Raw genomic sequence first — 23,197 nt, 5'->3', positions numbered from 1 at the left:
AAGATATCTTGATGTATTTTAGTAAAAAAAAGAACTCCTAAGAGTCCTCTTCCATATCTAATACTTCTTGCTTAAGAGTATAAATAAAAGTATCCACTTCTAACTCATCATATCTCTCAACAGTTACAGGAGTTCTTTGAAACTCTTGTCCTTCAAACTCATCTAAATAATCCCAGTTATCTATCAAATTTGATGAATAGAATAAATACCCATGAATTGTATCATCACCTGCATCTAATCTTATTCCTGGATATCCCATTGAAGCTGACCAGCCAGCATCAATAAGTCTTCCTTTTACTGTTGCAGGTACAAATTTACCTACAATGTTTTCCAAAACATGTCCATTTGGACAGTTTGGCATAAGTGTTCCATAAACAAATAGTGTTTCTGTCATTATAAATTACAAGCCTTTGTTAAAATTGGAAGCTCAATATCTAGAGTCATAATCTCTTTTATTGAAGCTTGTCTAAACTCATCAAGGGGAGTTCTAACTGAATAATAAGCCCATCGCCCTTCTCTATCTACTCTTAAAAATCCTGCTTCTTTTAGTATTTTTAAGTGTCTTGATAGTCTTGATTGAATCATATCAAAAGAGTTTTCTAAGTCACATACGCAACATTTTCCATGGATATTTAAAAATTTTAGCAATTTTACTCTTGTCTCATCATTTAATGCTGATGCAGACTTTAAAAAAATATCCATAAAAAATGTTCCTTTTAGTATTTTACTTCTTCGATTTTAAAAGTATAGCAAAAAAAACTTAACATATCAATATATCTTGATATATTGTTCTAAATTTTTATTCTTTATCTTTTTGAAAACCTTCTAAACCAACTTCCAGGTTCTTATATCTTTTTTGTAAGTCCTCTTTATAAAAAGGTGAAAGCTCAGGAACTTCAAGTATCTCTTTTATATTTTCTTGATTTTGCTTTGCATTATAGTAGCACTTATTTATGTGTTCAATATTTAAGTTCTCATACTTTCTGCTAATAAGTGTAAAAACATCATTTTTTGATATTTTACCTTCTTTTATAACCCTTAGATAAAAGCCACTTCTTCCTTCTTTTACTATTAGTGCTGTAAGATTCTTGATTCCTAAAATTGAAGAGATAATCCAACAAGGCTGCCTTGGTTGTGATACTTCAAAAATAGCTTTCCCACAAGAGAACCTATCTCCTAAACAAATATCTTTATCATCACAATTTAAAAGTGTAATATTCTCCCCTAAAGCACAAGTTGGAAGCTCAATATTATGTTTTTGTTTAAAAAAATCATATGAACCTTGAGTAAAAACACAAAGGGCTCTTTGCTCTCCACCATGACAAGATTTATCACTTTGATTATCTTCTTCTAAGCCCTCTTTGTTTACATATTGAGAACCAGTGATTGGCAGTTTTCTATACGAAGTTTTATAGGTTTTATTCTTGTTTTTAAGCTCTCTTTCACTTCCTACATAAATCTCTTTTATTTTGTAATTCATAGTTTTGTATCCTTATTTTCTAAAAAAGATTATACTACTATTATTTTAAATTTTCTTTTGAATATATTTTAGAAATATGTTATATTATATCCTTTAAAAGGATAAAACATGGCAGATATGTGTGACTCTTTAAATGAATATGATATTCAATTTATCAAAAACCAAAAAATGTTTTTTGTTTCTACTGCTCCTAAAGAAGGTAAAATAAATCTTTCTCCAAAGGGCTTGGATAATACTTTTAAAATAATAAATAAAAACAGAGTACTTTGGCTTAACTACTTTGGAAGTGGAAATGAAACTGCTGCACATTTGCTTGAAGATGATAGAATGACTATTATGTTTTGTGCCTTTGAAGGTGATGCAAATATATTAAGACTGTACTGTAAAGCAAAAGCTATTCAAGAAAAAGACGAGGCTTGGAATGAATATATAAAAGAGTTTTCTCTAATAAGAGCTGCTAGACAAATTTTTGATATAGAGATTTTAAAAGTAAATAACTCTTGTGGAATGGGTGTCCCTCTTTATGATTTTGTATCACAAAGAAAAGAGCTAAGTGATTACTATGATAATTCTACAAAAGGAGAGCATATAGAATATATGAAAAAAAACAATCAAACAAGTTTTGATGGAAAAGATACTAAACTATTTGAAGATTAGAAAATGTCAATTACATTAGATATTGAACAAGAATTTAAAAAACTTAAAAGTGAAACTCAAGCTAAAAAAACAAACATTTTTTTAGTAATAACTGCTCTAACTATTAGAGCTAGTGAAAAATATTAGCTAATTTAAGATTTAATGAATTAGATGTACCCCCCCTTAGACAAAAATATCTTAAAGGGAAAATTTAACAAACAAGGCAAAAGCCTTATTTGTTTTTAAAATTAAGAGTCTTGTTTTATTCTTTCTACTAAAGATTCAACAGTGAATCCAAACTCTTTGAATAGATCACCAGCTGGTCCTGAAGCACCAAATGTATCCATACCATAAACTACATCTGCAAATCTATAGTATTCCATTCCTCTTGCTGCTTCAACTGCAAATACTTTTGTAGAAGGCTTGATAATTTTTGAGATATACTCTTTGTCTTGCTCAACTAAAAGGTCAAAACAAGGAACAGAAACAATATTTGCTTTAATACCTTCTTTATCTAATTCGCAAGCTGTTTTAAGTGCTAAAGAAACTTCAGAACCAGAAGCCATGATAGTAACTGTTGCATCTTCTCTTTCTTTTAATAAGTATCCACCATTTGATACATCACCATAAGCTTTCTCTTTTTTTAGTACTTCTAGATTTTGTCTTGAACAAACAAATGCAGTTGGAGCATTCATTTTAAGTGCAATTTTCCATGAATCAACATTTTCATTTGCATCAGCAGGTCTAAATGTATAGAAGTTTGGTAATGCTCTAAATTGAGATAAGTGTTCAATTGGTTGGTGAGTTGGTCCATCTTCTCCAACACCAATAGAATCATGAGTCCATACAAAGTGTTGTGGAATTGAAGCTAATGCTGCAATTCTTGCACTTGGCTTTAAGTAATCTGAGAATACAAAGAATGTAGCAGAGAATACTCTAAACAGTCCATAAAGGTTCATTGCATTTGTCATTGCTGCCATTGCATGTTCTTTAATACCAAAGTGAATATTTCTACCTTCAGGGAAATCACCTTTTCCTGAAAGCTCAGTTTTATTTGATGGAGCAAGGTCAGCTGAACCACCTAAGAAACCAGGAACAGCATCTGCAATTGCATTTAAGATTTTATGATTTGAACCTCTTGTTGCAACTGATGCACCAGCTTCAAATTCAGGGTAATTAATTGCATCAAAATTAGGATTTTGTAACTCATCAATTTTTGCTTTTACTTCATCTGATAATGACTCAGTCCAAGCATTTTCAGCTTCAACACCTTTGATTAATTTATCAAATGCACCTTTGATATCATAAGGAACTACAAAAGTTTCATCTGGGTCAAAACCAGCTTTTACTTTAGATGCTTTAATCTCATCTTCACCTAATGGAGCACCATGTGTATGATGGCTTCCTTCCATTGTTGCTGCACCTTTACCAATCGCAGTATTTGCAATAATAAGTGCTGGTTTATCAGAAGCTTTTGCAGCAATGATTGCTTTGTCAATTTGGTCAAAGTTATGTCCATCTACTTCTAATACTTCAAAATTAATTGCTTGGAATCTTTTCTTAACATTTTCAGACCATGCAATTGAAGTATCACCTTCAATTGTGATTTCATTTGAATCATAGATAATAACTAAGTTGTCTAAGTTTAAGTGTCCTGCTGTAGCACATGCTTCGTAAGAGATACCTTCTTGTAAATCTCCATCACCACAAAGGCAATATACATTGTGGTTGATAACATCTTTTCCTAAAACATTTTGTGCATATTTTGAAGCCATTGCAAAACCAACTGCATTTGCAATCCCTTGACCTAATGGACCAGTTGTAATTTCAACACCATGAGTATGTCCATATTCAGGATGACCTGGAGTTTTAGAGTTATGTTGTCTAAACTCTTTCATATCTGATAAACTTACATCAAATCCCCAAAGATGTAATAAAGAGTAAACTAAACCTGTAGCATGACCACCTGAGAAAACTAATCTATCTCTGTTTAGCCATTTGTCATTTGATGGGTTTAAATTTAAGTGAGAACTTAAAACTGTAGCAATATCAGCCATACCCATTGGTGCACCTGGGTGTCCTGAGTTTGCTTTTTGAACCATATCAGCTGCTAAGAACCTAATCGTATCTGCTTGTTTTTGAAGTAGTTGTTTTGACATAATTATCCTAATTATTGTGTGTTTTGTTGATTAATTTTGTGCGATTATACCTAAAAAAAGTTAAATGGTATTTGAAGTGAATTTTAAAGTAAAAGAGTTAAAAGAAAAGGAAAATTTCCTTTTCTTTTTTAGATGTCTGATTCTATTGAAACATCTTCGTCTATAAGTACTTTTACATTTGCCGTTGTTGAGCTTGTTCCTTGATATACATTAAATGTATTACCATCTGAATCTGTTTCAGTACCTTTACTTTCCCAATTATTAGCTCCACCTTCAAGTTTAACTTTATCACCGCTATCACCAAAGATTTTTAAGATATTTTCATTATCAGTTAAATCCTCGATACTTTCTTCATCAATTATTAATTCATCTATAGTAGTATTTGTTAACTCTATATGGTCTACATCTTCAGTTACTAAATCTTTAGTTAATGAACCTAAGTCAATATCTCCATCTAGATATAAAATCTCTGGAGTAGTTTCTGTTGCTGAATCTTTATCTACACTAATTACTAAATCATAAGAAACTTGATTACTATTTTCATCAGCAGAAATAACTGAAATTTTCTCTGTTTTACTTTGAGAATAATCACTATTTATTCCACTATATTTATAATCCCCTGTTTCAAAATCAACTTCAAGTTTTCCACCAGCATCTGTGTCTATTTCTAGTTTATTATTAGTTGTATCACTTATATTATATGACTTATTGTCTATTTGGATAGATACAATATCAAGATCACCTGTATGACCTGAAATATTTCCTTCAAATAAGTTTCCTTCTACAGAACTTTCTAAGCCTTCTACTAATTTATCTTTTAACTGAGTTTCATCTTCAATTACTGTTACATTGGTTTTTACATTACCAACATTTTGTGCAACTTTTAATAAATCAGGGTCATTTGCTGAGATTCCACTTCCAATACCAATTACATTTAAAGTATTTACATTATTAGATAAGAAGTTATTCCATTTATTTATATATCCAGTATCTATAATAGTACCTGATTTACTAATAACATCTGTTTCATTTGCTGTTCCACTTGCACCTTTATTTTCTTTATTAGGTTTTCCATCAGAAATAAAGTATACTGTTGTTTCACCATTATTTGGAGCAGAATAGTTATGATAAGTTTCAAATAAAGCATCTTCATAATTTGTCCACCCTTTGGCATCTAGCTTATTAATCATCTCAATTGCATCCTGTGCATTCATCCAGCCTGTTGCATTTGCACTTGTAGAGAAAGTAGTTAATTTAACATTTACATTAGATAAATCGTCATAAGTATTTATCATATTTGCTAAAGCTTCTTTTGCTAAATTCATTCTAGTTGTATTATCTACTTTATCATTCATACTTCCAGAAATGTCTAGTACAATTACAACATTTTCATTATTATCTAATTTAGGGTCAAACTCTAAAGTTTGAAGTTCTCCAACTGCAATAATTGATGAAGCACTAGTACTATCTGTTGTTTCTTTATAGTTTGTACCATCTTCATTTTCATTTGTTTCTGTTGCTCTTGCTGTAATAGATAAACTAAAATCAGTTGCACTATTTTCAGGAACAGTAAGTTTTAAATTATCAGTTATTGATGTAGTATTAGCTGGAACTTCTACACTATATGAACCATCATTATTTTTTGTGATATTGTAAGTGTCATTTATACTTTCAAGGGTTGCATCATTTGGAACACCATCAATTTTTACTGTTAATGTTTCACTTCCATCAACATCTGCTAAAGCTGCACTGATATCAACATCATATTCAAGTACTTTTGTTTCTACTTTTTCTAATTTACCATCTACTACTTCATATACACCATCTTTGAATACTAATTTTTCAATGCTATATAAGTTATCTCCTGTTTCATAAGTATCTAAACCTTGATTATCAGGATGAGTCCAACCTTTTGATGCATCATATCTGGTATCAATAATATTGATTCTAACATTTAAACCTTCTAGTATAAAGTTAATATCATAGTCTTTAAAGTTTCCTCTATAAATTGCGGTATCAGTTCCATCTAAAATAGATGCTACTGCACTTTCATGTCCTCCATAAATAGAGTCATCACCTTCTTGTCCTAAGAATACATCATTTCCATTAAAACCTATCATATTATCAGAAAAATCTTTACCATCAATATAATCATTAGTATTATTTAATGGGCTAGCTATTAGTAAATCTGCATGTGTTTCTGTGCCATCAATAGTATTACTTGTATTATCTTTTAAAGCTTGTACATAACTATCGTAATCAAAAATTGAATCTACAACTTTCATTGTTGCACCACTAACTGAAATTGATGCACTTGGAGCATCAGCAATAGCTTTCACTTCAATTGTTGTTGTATAAGTAGTATCATCCCATACATTTCCATCAGATATTTCAAATTTAAAGTTACCATCAATATCACTGTCAGAATTTGGTGTAAAAGTAATATTTCCTACAGCTATATCAGCAAGAGATATTATTTGATTTTCAGAAAGTTCTACTACTGAATCTTCTGTAGCTTCATAAGTATTTCCTTCTTTATCAATTACAATTTGACCTTCTTTTACTTTATAATATAACGTACCATTTTCAGGTAAATCTGTAATTTTTATTTCTTTTACATCTATTCCAAGTTCACCAAAATCTGTCTCTGTTAATACATACGTTGTATCTTCTGTAACAACAATATTATCATTTGTTGAACTTAAATCATCTTTGAAAGAGTCACTTAAATCAAATGAACTATCAGTTCCATTTACTTTTTCATAATTTCCGCCAACAATCTCTTTTACAACAATATTAATATCAGATAAATCATCGAAATCTTTTGCATCAACAGTTAATGTACCTCTTCCAGTAGCATTTAAATCAACCTCATACTCTTGTCCATTCACTTCAACAATAGCTTTTGCTTGACCTTGAGGTGGATAGTTTTCATCTACTTGAATATTAAATGTAACTTTACCTTCAGATGTATTAATATTTGTAATCTCTGGATCAATAACTTCTGTATATGAGATTTCATTTATTAAATAATCATCATCATGCCCTGGTGCACTAAACTCTACTTTATCAAAAGCAGTTGGTTCACCATTTGCATCTGGAAATTCAAAAGTATAAGATAAATCAACTCTATCTGTTCCACCTTGAGCTTGAACTGATTTTAATAAATTACCATTTACATCATAATAATTAACAGTCGCATCCATACTAGAACCACCTCCAGTAACTTCTGCATACCCTAACTCTTCTGTATCATTAAAAAATGTAACTCTTGCTGTCTCTCCATTGTGTCTCCAAGCAAAAGCTACATCTAATGAATTAGCATCATTAGTAAAATCAAAAACTATTTTTTCACTAACCCCATTATTTCCATAACCTAACTCTGAACTTGCACCTGAACCTGAAGTATTACCTTGAACACCAAATCCATCATGATTTGTTCCTTTTACAACAGATAAAGTACCTTCATTGCCATATACATCATAAGCAGTTACATTAATACCTGTTGATTCGCCAAACTCTGTATCTACATCGATAACTTTTGGAGAAGTAGCTACTGCTGTAACTGTTACATCAATAGGATCTACATCATCTATTACTTTAAAAGTATTATCATCATTGTTATATGAAACATTTCCTTCATAATTACCACCTGAATGACTTACTATTTCAGCATTAAATGTATCATCATCATCTTTATACTTATCATCTTCTCTTACATCTAAATCAAAAGTAGCAGAAGTTTCTCCTGCTTTAATAGTAACCTCTCTAGGTTCATCGTTTACATTAACTACTACTTTTAGGTCACTTTGCGGAGCAATAGTTACATTTACTGTATATGTTACTTTTGTTGCATTTTCATCTACATTATCCGGTGAATCTAATGTAATTAATACATCTTTATTATGAGAGTCATCATCTATAATATCTGTATTTACAGTATCTCTATCTTCATCAATTGAGATAGTATCTATATCTGGAGATATTGATGTAATCTCTATCTCAAAGTTCTCTTTATTTTCATAGAAGTTATCATCAATTGTTGATACATCAAAATTTATTTGTCCACTTCCTTTAGGAATAGTTACAGTAACTTCTTTAGAATAGTCCTGCCCATCTATTGCAGTTCCAGTATATGTTAAAGTAACTTCTATATCTTCTTGAGCAATTATTACATTTCCATTTTCATCTTTTAGATCAATTACATAATAACCATCAAAACCTTCTGTAACATCAATATCATTATTAACAACTCTTTCTGTAGTAATAATTAAATCATCAAAATCTTTGTCACCATTATTAGGAAGGTCTTCAATTTTTATTGTTTGAGTTCCATCATTATTATCTTCAATAACAAAATGTTCTTTTCCATCAATATTGAACTCTTTATCTTGGAAAATAGTAATAGCCTGATCAATTTCTTGACCATCTACTATTAGTTTTGGATAATCTGTTGTATTATCAAAAGATAGACTTGCACCTAATAAATCTGTAACTTTATCTGCACCATCAGCTATTAATAAAAACTTAATATCTGGATTTCCAAAGGATGCTAATAAATCTCCTGTACTTAATCCATCGTCTGAATTTAACATAATTAGTTTTGGATTTGTAGGTTTTCCATTTTCATCTAATTCATAAGTTAATAAACTATTACTAAATCCAGCATGATCACTATCAAAATAAACATTTGTATATTCACCAGTTATACCTACTTTTAAATTAATAGAAGGAGAGTCAACATTAATATTTATGTCTGCATCATCAAAATCTACTGCTTCAAAGTTACCCCCTGTAACATTTGTAACTTTTGCATTAAAAGTATCATTTTCAGGAGTAAAAGTAAGTGTTCCTGTTGTTTCTCCTGCTGGAATATTTATAGTATACTCTTTACCATCAACTAACATAGTAATAACGGCTGGAGAATTTGTATCAGTTGGATTTGATAGTTCTATTGTTAATGTAACACTTTTTTCTGAATCAAAGATATAAGTATCATTTTCAGTTAAAGGTCCTGTATATTCAGGTAAATTATTATCATAATCCTTGTCGAATTCTCTTAATTGTGTTCCATACTCATCAAAGATATATTGACCACCTTTTATTTCATAACCAGTAACCTTTTGTCCCGTTGAAGACTCAATAGCTTCAATATACTTAGTTGGATCAGTTGGGTCTTTAATATCTCCACTATACTCTACTTTAACTCTAGTTCCATCTGATAAAGTATAGTTTACATGAGAGATTCCTTTTATTAATGCAATAACATTTACAACTTCAGTTTTTACTTCTGCACTTAAATCTACTGTTGTTGGATCAATTGTATCTTTTACATCTACTGTTACAGGATTTGTATCAACATTTAAATCCTCAAATGTTTTTCCAGCTACTTCTGCAGATACTAAATTAGCACTTATTTCTGGAGTTGCTCCATTTTGATCAACATATACATCTTCACCATCTACAGCTCTTGTAAATGTTGCTGTTGTATCACCTGCAGTTATTGTTACTGTATCTCCATTATCTAATGTTACAACTAAATCATCTTCTAATACTTTATCTACTGTTACTGTATAAGTTACTGTTCCAGTTCCCTCATCTACTTCTGATGGTGCTGATAAGCTTACATTTACTTCATCAATTGTATCTTTTACATCTACTGTTACAGGATTTGTATCAACATTTAAATCCTCAAATGTTTTTCCAGCTACTTCTGCAGATACTAAATTAGCACTTATTTCTGGAGTTGCTCCATTTTGATCAACATATACATCTTCACCATCTACAGCTCTTGTAAATGTTGCTGTTGTATCACCTGCAGTTATTGTTACTGTATCTCCATTATCTAATGTTACAACTAAATCATCTTCTAATACTTTATCTACTGTTACTGTATAAGTTACTGTTCCAGTTCCCTCATCTACTTCTGATGGTGCTGATAAGCTTACATTTACTTCATCAATTGTATCTTTTACATTAAGTATAGATTCATCTGAAACATCTAAGTCATCATAACCACCACCAGTCGTTCCAGTAATAGTAATAGTTTCTGTTCCAGCATCTTTGTACACATCATCATCCTGTACACTAAAAGGTGTTGATGTTCCTGTTGTTGTACCAGCTGAAATTGTGATTATTGCACCATTATCAAGTGTAATAATTAAATCAGATAAAGGAGGATTACTAACCGTAGCTGTAATTACTGCATCTGTAGTACCTTCAAGAATATTTAGATCTCCTAAAGTAACTACACCATTATATGGTTCAGCTGCTGAATCAGGATCTAAAGGATTATTATCAGTATTATTCGCTCCTTCAACACCAATTAGGTTTCCATCTGGATCATTAAACTCTAGTCCCGTTCCTCTTGCGTCAGCTCCATAAGTATTTCCACTTAGTGCATCTGCTGTATAGAACGGAGAAGAACCATTTGATGTTGCTCCTCCAGCTGCTGCTGCATCTAATTGCTCAGCTAAAGCTCCAAAATCGTCGATGATAATACCATTTTGGATTTCTTCGCCATCTGCTCCTTTTGAAAGTAAGTCTTTTAATTCTCTAATAATATTATCACTTTTAAAATCAGGGTTTAATACTGTTTGATTAAGTTCAGCCATTCCTTCTTGGTCATTTATTATTCCAAGTACAGATTTATTTTCAGAAGATAGGTTTGATTCTTTGATTAAGTCAGCCATTCCTTGAAAATTAAAAACATATTTTTGTCCAGCTGCATTAAATATTAGTTCAATAGATGATTCTCCATCTGTTAAATTCATCACATGTTTTTTTGAATCAAGATTATCAAAGTAGAATTGTTGTCCTGGTTCTGGCTTAATAACCATTCCTTCAGTTAATTCTTTAACTTCTGTAATTCCATTTGGGTTTTTAATTATTAACTTAATCATAGCAGTATCCTTTTATTAGAATTGTCTACTACCATTATAATTTAAAAAAGTCTCTTATGAGACACTTTTATAGTATTTATAAATATTTTTATTGTTAGTTTTATTATTATTTTAGTGGTGAGATTATTCTAAAGCTTGCTCCAGCTTTTTCATTTGACACAAGAAGCTTACCATTCATATTTTTTTCGATGATTAATTTTGACATAAAAAGCCCTATTCCAGTACCTTCTTTCTTACCATATGTAAAAAAAGGCTTAAAGATATTATCAATTGGTTTCACTTGAACTCCACCTGCATTATCTTCTACACTTAGAATAGAGTTTTTGTTATTTGAGTCTAAAGTTATTATAATTTTAGGTTCTTTTACTTTTCTATAAATTAATGCATCTTTTGCATTATTTAATATATTTATCAAAACTTGTGTATACTCATTTTTATATCCAAAAATAGTAGGGTTTTTTTTGATAACAATATCAACAAATATCCCATTCTTACGAAGTCCTGTAATAATAAGTCCTAAAGAAGAGTTGATCTGGTCAGAAAGTTTAAATTCGGTTTTTTCTTTATTTGTAGCAAAAAAATTTTTAAAATCATCTATTGTATTTGACATATACTTAGTTATATGATTTAGTTTATTTATTGAGTCTAGTAGTTCATCATTATTAATATTTTTATTAAAATTAATTTTAGCTTCAATAGGAATAAATAAAGCAGATAGTTCCATTAATGGTTGCCTCCACTGGTGAGCAATGTTTTCTAACATTTCTCCCATTGCTGCTAATTTATTTTGTTGAAATATTATTTCATCTTTTTGTCTATTCTTTTCAACTTCAATAGCAACTAGTTTTTCTAACTCTTTATTTTGTTCTTCTAACTCCATAAAATCTGCTAAACTAGTTTGCTTCATTTTCTAACCTTTATCTAATTTCTATTTTAAACTCAACTCTTCTTGATAATTCTTTATTTTCAGAACCATCACTATTAAGAATTAACTCACTTGACGATTTTCCTCTTGATTCAAAACTATTATTTATAAAGCTTTCATTTTCAATTACTGTTGAATCTAATATAGCTTTTAAATACTCTAAAACAGCATCTGCTCTTTCTTGAGATAAAACCATGTTCTTTTTAAACTTCTCTTCTACAGACTTTACACTACTGTATGACGATGAAGTATGTCCTTCTACATAGACTTTCTTTATTGAGTTTTTGTACTGAGCTAAGGCATCCACATATCTAGGGAAGAAATCAGATAAGATACTTTTATATTCTTGTTTTAAAGTGTTACTTCCTCTTTCAAACATTAATGAAGGATTATTAAATTTAAAAACTAAAGTATTTTCATCAAATGAAGCATTCCATTTTGATAAATCTTTTTCAAACTCTTTTTTAAGAAGTGCAGGTAAAGTGTTAATTGCTTTTATCTCTAACTCTTCAGAAGTAAGACCTTTTTCATTTATAGAGTTTACAGAAATTGCATCTACTCTATAATAACCATTTAATAGCTTTTCTTTTACTTGTGCGCACCATCTTTTACCTAAAATATTTGCTTCAACTACACTCTCTCCTGAATCAAAAGAAATTTGAATTCTTCTTACATCTTCATCATGTATGTCTCCACAAATATTGGGAGTATTATCAGTTAAAACACCATATTCATCAATTGAAATTTGGTTGTAAAACTGAGTTGCTTTAGGCTTTTTAGGAGTTATTACTTTACCAATACATCTTTGTTGAATATTCTTAGAGCTAAGTAGCTTTGCTGTTCTATTATCATTTAATTGTCTTGCATACTCATAAAGAGAAACACCTTTTTCATCTTTTGCATTTACTTTTGCACCATTACAAATTAAAAGTTCAGACATAAAGGTATGTCCTTTTTTAATTGAGTCAATTAAGGGTGTATCAAAATAGTTATCTTGAGTATTTATTTGGGCACCTTTTGATACAAGAACCTTTGCCATATCAAGGTGATTAAATCTTGCTGCAATATGTAAAGGTGTATAACCATACTCATCTTTTACATTTATATTTTTTTCACTGATTAACTCATTTAAAAGCATCATATCATTTACTCTAACAGCATAGTGTAAATCTTTTTCAACAAGTGAAGCTGTATTTTTAGTTGCACATCCTGAAAAAACTACTAGTATAAAAACTAAACTAAAAAAATATTTATTCATCAATTTCCTTATCTTTCATGTAAAGCATTTTGCTTTACTTTTAATATTGGTTTTAATATAAAGTCAAGTATTGTCTTTTTTCCTGTTATAATATCTACAGAAGCAACCATACCTGGAATAATTGGTAATTTTTCACCATTACGTTCCAAATAATTCTTTTCTGTTTTAACAATTACTCTATAATAACTTTTACCTTCTTTTGATTCTTTATCAACAATACTATCAGCAGAAATCTCCACAATCTTTGCATCTAATCCACCATAAATAGAAAAATCATAAGCAGTGATTTTTACAATTGCCTTTTGGCTAGGATTAATAAAAGCAATATCTTTTGGGTCAATCTTTGCTTCTACTAATAAAATATCACTTTGAGGAACTATTTCAACTAAATCAACACCCGGCTGAATTACTCCACCAATTGTATTAAAATATAGTTGTTTTACTATTCCATCAACAGGAGAAGAGATAGTCGTTTTGGCAACCTTATCCTTATCTCCTACTAATCTTGCTTCAAATCTACTAATCATTCCTACTGTTTCTTGTAAAGTATTTGAAGCTTCTGCTCTAAAATTATTTAACTTTTCATCTACTCTACTTTTTGCTTCTTGAATAGCTAATTCTGACCTTGTTACAGATAATAAAGCTGTTTCTAATTCAGAACTTACATCAGTATACTCTTTTTCAATATTTAAAAGGTCATACCTAGACTTAACACCTCTTCTTACAAGTTTTTGAATAGTTTCTCTTTGTTCTTTTATAAGAGCAAAACTTTTCTTCAAGTTCTTAATAGTATTTTTTATTTCTCTTAATTCTTGTCTTTTTTGTCCAAGTTGAGTTTCTAAAACATCAACTGAAGATTTTAACTCTTCATATCTATTAGATAAAAGTGTTTGTTCTAATTTACCATATCCTGATTTATCTTCTAATACTTCTTGAGGAAACTCTAATTTAGGTACTGGTTTTGTTAAATCTAAAGAGGCTTCTGCTTCAAGTCTTTGTCTAACAGCTAATAAACTTATATACTCTTGCTTACTCTCTTCTAGTGTTGCTTGAAATCTTGTTGTATCAATCTTCATTAAAGGAGTGCCTTTTTTTACAGACTCACCATCTTTTACTAAAATCTCAGAAATTATACCACCATCAAGGGATTGTACTCTTTGGATTTTATCAGAAGGAATAACCTTCCCATTTCCTCTTGCTAGTTCATCTACTTCTGCAAAAGCTGCCCAAAATATTGTTAGAGTAAAAAAAGAAATAATAAATATAAAAGTTAAATTTGCTACTTTACTAGGAGTCTCATTTGCATTTGAATAACTTGAAGATACAAACTCTAAATCTTCATCAGGATTTTTATCAAGTCCATAAAGTTTATTAAACGACTTTTTTATCATTTTTTTGTACCTCTTGGCTTATTAAAAACTTCTTCTTTAGGCCCATCATAAGCAATTTGTCCATTTTCTACAATAATAACTCTATCCACTAAATGAAGTAATGATGTTTTATGAGTAACTATTACTACTGTTTTATCTTGAATAATTTTTTCTATTTTTCTAATAAATGCTTGCTCTGTCTGTTTATCCATTGAGTTTGTTGGTTCATCAAGCATTATAATATTTGGATTTGAAATAAGTGCTCTTGCTAAAGTAACAGATTGTCGTTCACCTCCACTTAAACCCTCACCTCTTTCTCCAACTATTAGATCAAACCCAGCTTCATGCTTCCCTAAAAATTCATCAAGTCCTGCAATCTTCGAAACTTTTAAAAGTTCCTCATCAGATACATATTGTTCTCCAATTGTTATATTATCTTTTATAGTTCCCATAAATAAAAAAGGCTCTTGGGGTACGCAACCTATAGCTCTTCTTAAATCAACAGGGTCAATTTGTCTTGTATCTAAATCATCAACTAAAACAGAACCCGTAGTTGGTTCATAAAGATTCATAATAAGTTTAAGAAGTGTTGACTTTCCAGAACCAATTTTTCCTAAAATTGCAACCTTTTCTCCGGCTTTTATACTTAAGTTTATATTTTTAAGAGTTTGGTGGTTTTGTTCTTTGTATGCAAAGTTTACATCTTTTAATTCAATTTTACCCTTTAATATAGGTCTACTAATATAAGTTTTATTCTCTTTTTCCACTGGCATTTTCATAACTTCATCTAAGTTACTTAGTGAAAGCATTGTTTTATCAAACTTAATAATAAGCCCAACTAATTGAGAAACAGGAGCAATTACTCTTCCATTTAAAATCATGGCTGCAATAATTGCACCCATTGTTATATCACCCTCACTTGCAAGATAAACTCCTCCTGCAACAATAGCAATATTTGAAAACTGTGAAATAAAAGCAGTAAAATAAGTAATACTTTGAGATAAAAAGTGCCCTTTATCTGCATAATGAACCGTTTTATTTACTGAATGATCCCAATTTGTTCTCATTCTATTTTGAGCTCTTACACTTTTAATAATTTCTAAACCTGTAACTGTTTCAATCATTGTAGTTTGTTTTATTTGCTCTTCTTTTACTGATTTTTCAATAATCTCTTTTAAAGGTCTTTGCATATACCATGAAACAAGAATTGAGATAAGTACTGTGGCAATAGTGATATATGCTAAAGGTCCAGCGATATAAAAAACAACTATTACAAATATAATAACAAAAGGGAAGTCAACAAAAGCTGCAATAGTTGCACTAGTGAAGAACTCTCTAACACTTTCAAAGGACTGTAATCTACTTACAAATTGACCAGTAGAAGCTGGTTTCGAGTTTATCTTTATGTTTAGAACATGATTAAAAATTTTATTTGAAATAATAGTATCTGTTCTTTTACTTGCAAGACCTAAAAAATAAGAACGCAAAACTTTTAGTACAAAATCAAAAAGCATTACAATACTAATTCCAATAAATAGTGCCCACATAGTCTCAATCGCATTGTTTGGTAAAACTCTATCATAAACATTCATCGTAAATAAAGGTGTTGCCAAAATAAATAAGTTTATAAATAAAGAGACTAAAACAACTTGTTTATAGATACTTTTATTTCTAAATAAAGTTCCCCAGAACCACTGTTTTGGACTTTCTATTTCAATCTCTTTTTCTATTCTATTATTGAAATTAAACTCTGGTTTTAAAATAATTAATTCTCCAAGATATTCAGAGTTTAATTTTTCTAAAGTCATTTTTGTCTCACCAGAGCTAAGTCCAGGAAGAATAACTTTAGCTATTCCTTTTTTTTCATCATAGTCAAGTAAGATACATGATCTATTCTTTTCAAGTAAAAGAACAGCAGGTAATGCAAGTTTTGTGATTTTTGTAATTTCTCTTTCAACAACTTTACTTGTAAGGCCTATCCTTTTTGCAGCATCAATAAACATATCTAAGTCTAAAGATTTATTATGTATAGGTAAATTGAACTTTAAAGATTCAGCAGAAGCTTCTCTTTTATGATATTTTGATAAAAATATTAAACACTCTAAAAGAGAATCAACGGTTCTTCTATCTTTAAGGGTATTAAGACTTTGATCTAACTTAGATTTTTCTTGCAATTTGCAACCTTGATAATATTAATTATATTTAAAATAAAGTTTTTGATGTTTAGTTATATTATCAATATATGGCTTATTAGACAATACAATAGAAGAATTTAAACTATTTAATCCTTTTTTTGCTTCCTCCATAGAATTATATACTCCATAAATTATTTTTACTAGTTTATTGTCTTGTCCAAATTTAAAAGCAAATGTATTTTCTTTTAAACTATTTTCTTCCATGAACTTTTTTGCTTTTTTCATACCTTTTATTGTTGCAATGTTTATTGTATATGAGTTCTTTGATGCTTTCAAGAAACTACTTGGTTGATTTGTAGAATTATCATTTTTATTTAAAATATCATTTGTTTTTCCATCTAATTCTAGCTCTTTTTTTAAATCAAGGTTTAACTCTTTTCTGATCAATTCACTATCTGTATCACTAATTAATCCCTCAAGTTCAGCTTCAATATTGTTATCTCTTTTTTTAGGTTTAAAATCAATAATTCTTGGAGCAATATTTGCACAGTCTTGATTTTTAGAGTTTACAACAGAGTCAGTAAGGTTTGATAAATTAAACATTAAATCATAATAATTATTTATTAAAGCATACTCTACTTCAATTAATGTTTTAGTTGACTCATAAAGCTCTCTTTCTGCATCTAAGATATCAACAAAAGTTCTTGTACCAGCTTGAAACTCACTTCTATACACATCTACAATATTTACATTTGCTTTTACATATTTTTTTAATTCAGCTATTCTTCTCTTATATTTATCATGTTTCCCAAATAAAGATTTTATTTCAGCAACAATTTCTTGAGTAATATCATCTAAAGTTTTCTTTTGTTCTGCTAAAAAAACTTTTTCTTGAGTAGAAGATATTCTGTCTTTATTTCCATTAAATAAGTTCCAGTTTAAATTTAATCTAACATATTTTTCATCAGTTTGACCATTTTCTACTAACTCTAAGTCTTCATCAATTGAAGCTTTTAGTTCTAAATCTATTTTTGGTAAAAATGCTGAATTTGCTTGAGCAATTTTTTCTCTTTGCATTTTTATTTTTTCTATTTGTTCTAATATTTTATAGTTACTAATAACTGCTTTTTTTATTGCATCATCTAAATTACTAGGGATTTTTGTTTCATCAATTGCAGGTCTACATGTTTTACCCTTAGGGTTTTCACCTACTAGCTTAAAATATGTAGCTAATGTAGTATCTTTTTTATCTTCTTCATCAATATATCTATCTCTTATAAAGTGTAGTTTTGAAGATACTTGATAAGTTTCTAAAACCTCTCCACTAATATTTTCCTGCTCTTTTGCAATTACTAAATTTTCTTCGTTTATTTTTATCATTGACTCAGTTAATTTCAATACTTCATCTGATTGAACAAGACCTGTATAAGATTTTACTGTTTCTAAAATTGTATTTTCTATGGCATAAAAACTTCTATGTTTATTTGCTAAATCTTGGTATTTTGTTTGAGCAACTTGAGAAGGAGTTAATCCACCATCATAAATAAGCTGTCTTAAAACAATTGCAGCATTATAACCATCTTGATCAGTCCATTCTCCATCTGTAGCAGTAGCATTTTCATCTCTTTGCTCTCTTTCACTTCCACTTTGATAATATGATTCAATATCTAATGTAGGTAAATAACTTCCTCTTCTCTCATCTACATACATTCTATAGGCTTCTTGATTTTTTCTTTCTGCCATTACATTTGGATTTGTACTTAATACTTTCTCTACACTATCCCTTAGACTTGTTGCAAAAAGTAATGTAGCAGACTGGCACAAAAACAAACTTAAAAGAATTACTTTTATAATATTATTAGATTTCATTATTTTTCCTTAGTAATCATTTCTTGCAAAACTGATTATTTTATTATATAATTATTTTTACATTTTAGCATAAAAAGATTGAAAAGTCATGAAAAGTTACACAAATAATGAAAAAAGTTTTAAAATTATAAAAGAACATTTAAATATTCTATATTTAGAAGATGAAAAAGCTATTAGAGAAAAATTAAAAGAGGCACTAGAACTTATTGTATCGAATGTTTATGATTGTGAAAACACTGAAGAAGCAAACCTGATTTTAAAAAATAAACGAATTGATATAATAATTTCAGACATTAACTTAAAGGATGAAAGTGCACTTGATTTTATAAAAAACATAAGAAAAGCTTATGCTACTATTCCAATAATTCTATTATCAGCATACACAGAAAAAAATTATTTATTGGAAGCAACAAAATTAAAACTTGTTGACTATTTAGTTAAACCTATTGACTTCAAAATATTAAATAAAGCTATAGAAGATGCTGCTCAAGAACTAATTGACTATGGAAACTATATCGTTGATTTTGAAAATAATACTTCTTATAATATTCTTCAAAAGAAGTTATTATCAAAGGATACAAATAAGGAGTTAACTATTACAGCAAAAGAGATAGAACTACTTGAGTATCTTATTTCAAACAGTAATAGAGTACTTTCCCATGATGAAATAAAAAATAAGTTATGGATTGATGCATATGAAATCACAGATTCTGCACTTAAAAACCTAATAAATAAATTAAGAAAAAAAATAGGAAAAGAATCGATCAAAAATATTTCAGGTGTTGGTTTTAAAATAGAGTTATATTAAAACCTTAACTCTTTAAACTCTTTGACTAACTCTAATTGTCTTTGAGAAATATAATGCTCTAAAATTTTCCTATCTCCAAAAGACAACTCATAAATAAAGATTATTTTACTGTAGTCATTATCAAGTTTTTCTACCTTATAAACTAAAGCTTTTATGGCAATTCTTTCTTTATGGATTATTTTATTATCAAAAGAGGCTTCATGTTCTGTTTTGAAACCTATTACAATATCTACCTTATCACCTGAATGCAACTTATTTGTTATATTTTTTGCTCTAAAAGAGATTGCATTTGAAGCAAGAGATTCTACTTTGTAGTTATATCTTTCACTATTTGCAAAAATAGAAGCTGTAAAAAGTTCATCAGGGTCTACCCTAACTGTTTTTCTATCTTTAGCACTTGTATATACTTCATGTAAGTCTTTTAAACAAAGAGTATTACTAACCTCATCATAGCTATCAAACTTTGCATTTACAATTTTATCTTCAAAATGAATAGTTGTCTTTTTTTCATATTTAATTGCTTTTACTTGTATCTTTTCAGCTTTTACTCGTATTTTGTCTTTTTCGATATTTACAATAGAAGCATTATGAATAAAAGGAACTCCCCTATAATGATTTATCAACTCAAGTTGATTATTATTTAACTTTAGCTCATATAAATCTTTATATAAATTATCTTCACTCTCTTCTTCACTATTTTCAATCTTTTCAATAGAAGTTAAGAGTGATGAAATTAAAGTATCATAATTTACTGGTTTTTGAATAAACTCATTTATTCCAAGCTTTTTAAACTTCATAATATTTTCTTCATAAGCATGGGCAGAGATAATTATTATCTTTGTCTTTGGACTAAACGCTAACAGTTTTTCAATAAACTCATGTCCATTCATTTGAGGCATTGTTAAATCTGTCAAAACTAAATCAGGTAAATTCTTTTTAAAAACTTCTAAACCAATTAGCCCATTATCAGCGACATAAACTTCCTTAAAAAGTTTCCCCACAAAGTTCTTCATCTGCTTTTGAATATGTTTACTATCTTCAACAACTAAAACACTATATTCACTAGCTTTATTTTTTAACTTTATTAATTCAGACACTTTCACCCCTTAGTACTATTTCAAAACAAGCACCCTCATCTTTGTTGTATGCTTTGATTTTACCTTCTAAATGTTTTTCTACAATTGTCTTTGACATATAAAGTCCTAAACCTGTTCCTTCTAACTCATCTTTGGTAGTAAAATATGGCTCGAAAATCTTATCTTTAATCTCCTCAGAAATACCACCTGCATTATCCAAAACTTGTATAACTATGTTCTCACCATCTAAATATTCATAAACATCTATTTTTTTGTGCTCTATTTCTCTTTGAACTAAAACCTCTTTTGCATTTTTTAAAATGTTTATAACTACTTGTAAAAACTCTTTTTCAAAACTATTAACTTTTCTATTTGAAGTAAACTCTTGATTCACTTCAATATTATTATTCTCTAAAGTTTTTCCCATAACAGAAAAGGCATCTTTAAATACATCTTTTATATAAAAACTCTCTTTTTGCTTATTAGGCTTAAAGAAGTTTCTAAAGTCTTCAATTGTTTGAGATAGATATTGTGTTTGAGATATTATGTCTTGAGCGTTTTCTTTTAGTGCTTCTTTATCTACCATATCGAGGTCAACATCCATTAAGATATTATTAGCACTCATTGCTACTACTGAAATAGGTTGTCTCCATTGGTGAGCAATCATACTTATCATCTCTCCCATTGCAGCATGTCTTGATTGAGCAATCATTAACTCTTCTTTATCTCTCAACTCTTCTTGTAGTTTCACCTCTTTTGTTATCTCTTGCTTGATTGCCATATAGTTTATGATTTTTTTGTCTTTTTTAGAAAAAATAGGGAAAATAATAGCTCTTTCCCAAAACTCTTTTTTATTTTTACTGATATTCTTAAAAATTCCACTCCAAGTTTTACCTGAAGAGATTGTTTGCCATAGAGTATTGTACTCTTCTTCACTCATAGTATCAGCTTGTAAAACATCTATATGTTTTCCTGTAATCTCAGAAAAGCTATATCCACTTACTTTTGTAAAGTGAGAATTCACATATTCAACCTCACCTTTTGTATTTGTAATCACAAAAGAAATAGGTGCTTGTTCTACAGCTTGTCTTAAAATAGAAAGTTCATTTTGAATCAATGCAAACTCAGTAACATCTTGAATAGTTCCTATAACTAAATCTACTTCTTTATTTTTATTTTTTTTAAACTCAATATTGCAGTTTACATGTCTTATCTCTTTATCAGACTGTCTTATTATTCTATATTCAGTTCTATAACCTCTACCTTTATGTTTCCCTAGAAAAAACCTTTTCACAACACTTTCTCTATCTTCTTCATGGCTAAAGTTTTTTATTAAATCTTCTAAAGTGATTTTTGTTTCATCATCTAAGCCAAATACTGCTTTTATATTATTTGATAAAGTTAAAATATTCTCTTTAAAGTCATACCTAAAGTGTCCAAGGTTTGACATCTTTTCTGCTTTTAAAAGATTTTTTTCACTTCTCAATAAGTTTACTTCAAGTTCCTTTTGTTTTGTTACATCAGTATGGAAACCAACCATCCTAGTAGCCTTACCCTTTTCATCAAAGATAGTTTTTCCTCTATCTAAAATCCAAACCCAATGTCCATCTTTGTGTCTTAATCTGTGTATATTTTCATAATAGGTTGTTTCTCCTCGATGATTTGCTTTTATATCATTTATAGCTTTTTTAATATCATCAGGATGAACCAACTTTTCCCAGGACTCTAAAGAATTATGAACTTCTTCCTCTTTATAACCAAGCATACCTTTCCATATTTTTGAAAAATAGACTTCATTTGTACGTAAATTCCAATCCCATAGCCCATCATTTGAACCATTTATCGCATACTCGTATCTTTGAGATAAAACTCTATTTTTATTTGAAATTTTCATTATAGTTCTATGTTTTTTATAAATATTATTTACAAAATAAATTAATACTAAAAATATTCCTAAAGAGATTAAGAAACTAAATAACATATAGTAGTCTCTTTTTTTATTTGCGTTTACATAAAACTCTTTATAATCACTTGTATCTAAAGTAACTCTAATTCCACCTCTTATATCTCCTATATCATAATTTTGTGAAGTATGGCACTCCATACAAGCTCTCGTTACAGTTAAAGCCCCCATATAGTTTAGTTTGTTTCTATTTTTATTAAACTCAAAAACTTCTGAAATATTTTTTTTCTCAAACTCTTTTAAAACTCTTCTTTCAAAATAGTTAGGTTTATTATCTTCATTGTTAGGATTTAAACTAGTAATTTTATAGTTTTGAATATTACTTCCACTAGAAAGGTCAAAAATCTGTTTTGTCATATCAATAGGACTTATTTCTGAATAATTTTCGTCCTGTTTAATATAAATACCATTATTTTTAATATTCCACATTTTCATAGTAAGAAAACTACTAAAGCTCATTCTTGCTTCTTTTAAGATATTGTTCTCAAAAATTTTAATTTGATTAGAAATAGAAAAATTTATATAGTAAACTTGTAATAAAAATCCAAGGGTTACTACAAGAATAGTAAGTAAGACAGCTCTAGTTTGTTTCATTATTTCTCTTTCAATAATAAAA

15 protein-coding genes are annotated in these 23,197 nt (G+C 29.1%); 3 read left to right on the top strand and 12 right to left on the bottom strand.

What is annotated here, in order from left to right:
* Positions 1-37: 37 nt before the first annotated feature.
* The 3 genes from CRV02_RS02830 to CRV02_RS02820 form a co-directional block, all read right to left on the bottom strand.
* Complete coding sequence (locus CRV02_RS02830) at positions 38-394, bottom strand: gamma-glutamylcyclotransferase (protein WP_129084991.1); 357 nt, start codon at positions 392-394, stop codon at positions 38-40.
* Positions 394-702 (bottom strand): metalloregulator ArsR/SmtB family transcription factor, encoded by a 309-nt coding sequence (locus tag CRV02_RS02825; protein WP_129089076.1) that lies wholly within the window; start codon positions 700-702, stop codon positions 394-396. The genes CRV02_RS02830 and CRV02_RS02825 overlap by 1 nt, the downstream gene beginning before the upstream one ends.
* Before the next feature lie 97 nt (positions 703-799).
* Positions 800-1,480 (bottom strand): MOSC domain-containing protein, encoded by a 681-nt coding sequence (locus tag CRV02_RS02820; RefSeq protein ID WP_129089075.1) that lies wholly within the window; start codon positions 1,478-1,480, stop codon positions 800-802.
* A 108-nt stretch (positions 1,481-1,588) separates the two neighbouring features.
* On the opposite strand from CRV02_RS02820, the gene CRV02_RS02815 reads away from it, so the two are divergent.
* Together CRV02_RS02815 and CRV02_RS15015 are read left to right on the top strand one after the other, a co-directional pair.
* A complete protein-coding gene (locus tag CRV02_RS02815; RefSeq protein WP_129089074.1) occupies positions 1,589-2,137 on the top strand; it encodes a pyridoxamine 5'-phosphate oxidase family protein in 549 nt (182 codons plus the stop codon).
* A gap of 3 nt (positions 2,138-2,140) precedes the next feature.
* Complete coding sequence (locus CRV02_RS15015) at positions 2,141-2,263, top strand: hypothetical protein (protein ID WP_258239214.1); 123 nt, start codon at positions 2,141-2,143, stop codon at positions 2,261-2,263.
* A 101-nt stretch (positions 2,264-2,364) separates the two neighbouring features.
* Here the strand turns inward: CRV02_RS15015 and tkt are convergent, their stop codons facing one another.
* From tkt to CRV02_RS02780, 7 genes are all read right to left on the bottom strand, one after another.
* Positions 2,365-4,275 (bottom strand): transketolase, encoded by a 1,911-nt coding sequence (gene tkt, locus CRV02_RS02810; RefSeq protein ID WP_129089073.1) that lies wholly within the window; start codon positions 4,273-4,275, stop codon positions 2,365-2,367.
* 128 nt (positions 4,276-4,403) lie between these two features.
* Positions 4,404-11,177 (bottom strand): immunoglobulin-like domain-containing protein, encoded by a 6,774-nt coding sequence (locus tag CRV02_RS02805; protein ID WP_129089072.1) that lies wholly within the window; start codon positions 11,175-11,177, stop codon positions 4,404-4,406.
* 106 nt (positions 11,178-11,283) lie between these two features.
* On the bottom strand, positions 11,284-12,084 hold the full coding sequence (locus tag CRV02_RS02800; RefSeq protein WP_129089071.1) for a sensor histidine kinase: 801 nt from the start codon (positions 12,082-12,084) through the stop codon (positions 11,284-11,286).
* Positions 12,085-12,094: 10 nt separating this feature from the next.
* Positions 12,095-13,360 carry an ankyrin repeat domain-containing protein gene (locus CRV02_RS02795; protein ID WP_129089070.1) on the bottom strand — a complete coding sequence of 422 codons (1,266 nt, stop codon included), beginning with the start codon at positions 13,358-13,360 and terminating at the stop codon, positions 12,095-12,097.
* 8 nt (positions 13,361-13,368) lie between these two features.
* Entirely contained in the window at positions 13,369-14,751 is a 1,383-nt protein-coding gene (locus CRV02_RS02790; protein WP_129089069.1) for an HlyD family type I secretion periplasmic adaptor subunit, read from the bottom strand.
* Positions 14,748-16,904, bottom strand: a complete 2,157-nt coding sequence (locus CRV02_RS02785) for a type I secretion system permease/ATPase (protein WP_129089068.1) — start codon at positions 16,902-16,904, stop codon at positions 14,748-14,750. Before CRV02_RS02785 ends, CRV02_RS02790 begins: the two co-directional genes overlap by 4 nt.
* An 18-nt stretch (positions 16,905-16,922) precedes the next feature.
* Entirely contained in the window at positions 16,923-18,734 is a 1,812-nt protein-coding gene (locus tag CRV02_RS02780) for a TolC family protein (protein ID WP_129089067.1), read from the bottom strand.
* Between the two features lie 88 nt (positions 18,735-18,822).
* Here CRV02_RS02780 and CRV02_RS02775 point away from each other — a divergent pair, with 88 nt between their 5' ends.
* Positions 18,823-19,542, top strand: a complete 720-nt coding sequence (locus tag CRV02_RS02775) for a response regulator transcription factor (protein ID WP_129089066.1) — start codon at positions 18,823-18,825, stop codon at positions 19,540-19,542.
* On the opposite strand, the gene CRV02_RS02770 is transcribed toward CRV02_RS02775, so the two are convergent.
* Together CRV02_RS02770 and CRV02_RS02765 are read right to left on the bottom strand one after the other, a co-directional pair.
* Positions 19,539-20,639 (bottom strand): response regulator, encoded by a 1,101-nt coding sequence (locus CRV02_RS02770; RefSeq protein ID WP_129089065.1) that lies wholly within the window; start codon positions 20,637-20,639, stop codon positions 19,539-19,541. The two genes, CRV02_RS02775 and CRV02_RS02770, sit on opposite strands and share 4 nt — an antisense overlap.
* A complete protein-coding gene (locus CRV02_RS02765) occupies positions 20,632-23,175 on the bottom strand; it encodes a PAS domain-containing protein (protein ID WP_164968954.1) in 2,544 nt (847 codons plus the stop codon). The genes CRV02_RS02770 and CRV02_RS02765 overlap by 8 nt, the downstream gene beginning before the upstream one ends.
* Positions 23,176-23,197 lie beyond the last annotated feature (22 nt).

This window comes from Arcobacter sp. CECT 8989, from assembly GCF_004116715.1.
Taxonomy (GTDB): domain Bacteria; phylum Campylobacterota; class Campylobacteria; order Campylobacterales; family Arcobacteraceae; genus Halarcobacter.
Note: the sequence above shows the minus strand (reverse complement) of the source record. Positions and strands in the feature narration are given on the sequence as shown.

Bases quoted from the DNA above. Each gene is read 5' to 3' on its own strand.
- CRV02_RS02795 (WP_129089070.1), bottom strand. From the start codon at position 13,360: ATGAATAAATATTTTTTTAGTTTAGTTTTTATACTAGTAGTTTTTTCA.
- tkt (WP_129089073.1), bottom strand. From the start codon at position 4,275: ATGTCAAAACAACTACTTCAAAAACAAGCAGATACGATTAGGTTCTTA.
- CRV02_RS02820 (WP_129089075.1), bottom strand. From the start codon at position 1,480: ATGAATTACAAAATAAAAGAGATTTATGTAGGAAGTGAAAGAGAGCTT.
- CRV02_RS02805 (WP_129089072.1), bottom strand. From the start codon at position 11,177: ATGATTAAGTTAATAATTAAAAACCCAAATGGAATTACAGAAGTTAAA.
- CRV02_RS02765 (WP_164968954.1), bottom strand. From the start codon at position 23,175: ATGAAACAAACTAGAGCTGTCTTACTTACTATTCTTGTAGTAACCCTT.
- CRV02_RS15015 (WP_258239214.1), top strand. From the start codon at position 2,141: ATGTCAATTACATTAGATATTGAACAAGAATTTAAAAAACTTAAAAGT.
- CRV02_RS02800 (WP_129089071.1), bottom strand. From the start codon at position 12,084: ATGAAGCAAACTAGTTTAGCAGATTTTATGGAGTTAGAAGAACAAAAT.
- CRV02_RS02790 (WP_129089069.1), bottom strand. From the start codon at position 14,751: ATGATAAAAAAGTCGTTTAATAAACTTTATGGACTTGATAAAAATCCT.
- CRV02_RS02775 (WP_129089066.1), top strand. From the start codon at position 18,823: ATGAAAAGTTACACAAATAATGAAAAAAGTTTTAAAATTATAAAAGAA.
- CRV02_RS02815 (WP_129089074.1), top strand. From the start codon at position 1,589: ATGGCAGATATGTGTGACTCTTTAAATGAATATGATATTCAATTTATC.
- CRV02_RS02830 (WP_129084991.1), bottom strand. From the start codon at position 394: ATGACAGAAACACTATTTGTTTATGGAACACTTATGCCAAACTGTCCA.
- CRV02_RS02825 (WP_129089076.1), bottom strand. From the start codon at position 702: ATGGATATTTTTTTAAAGTCTGCATCAGCATTAAATGATGAGACAAGA.
- CRV02_RS02780 (WP_129089067.1), bottom strand. From the start codon at position 18,734: ATGAAATCTAATAATATTATAAAAGTAATTCTTTTAAGTTTGTTTTTG.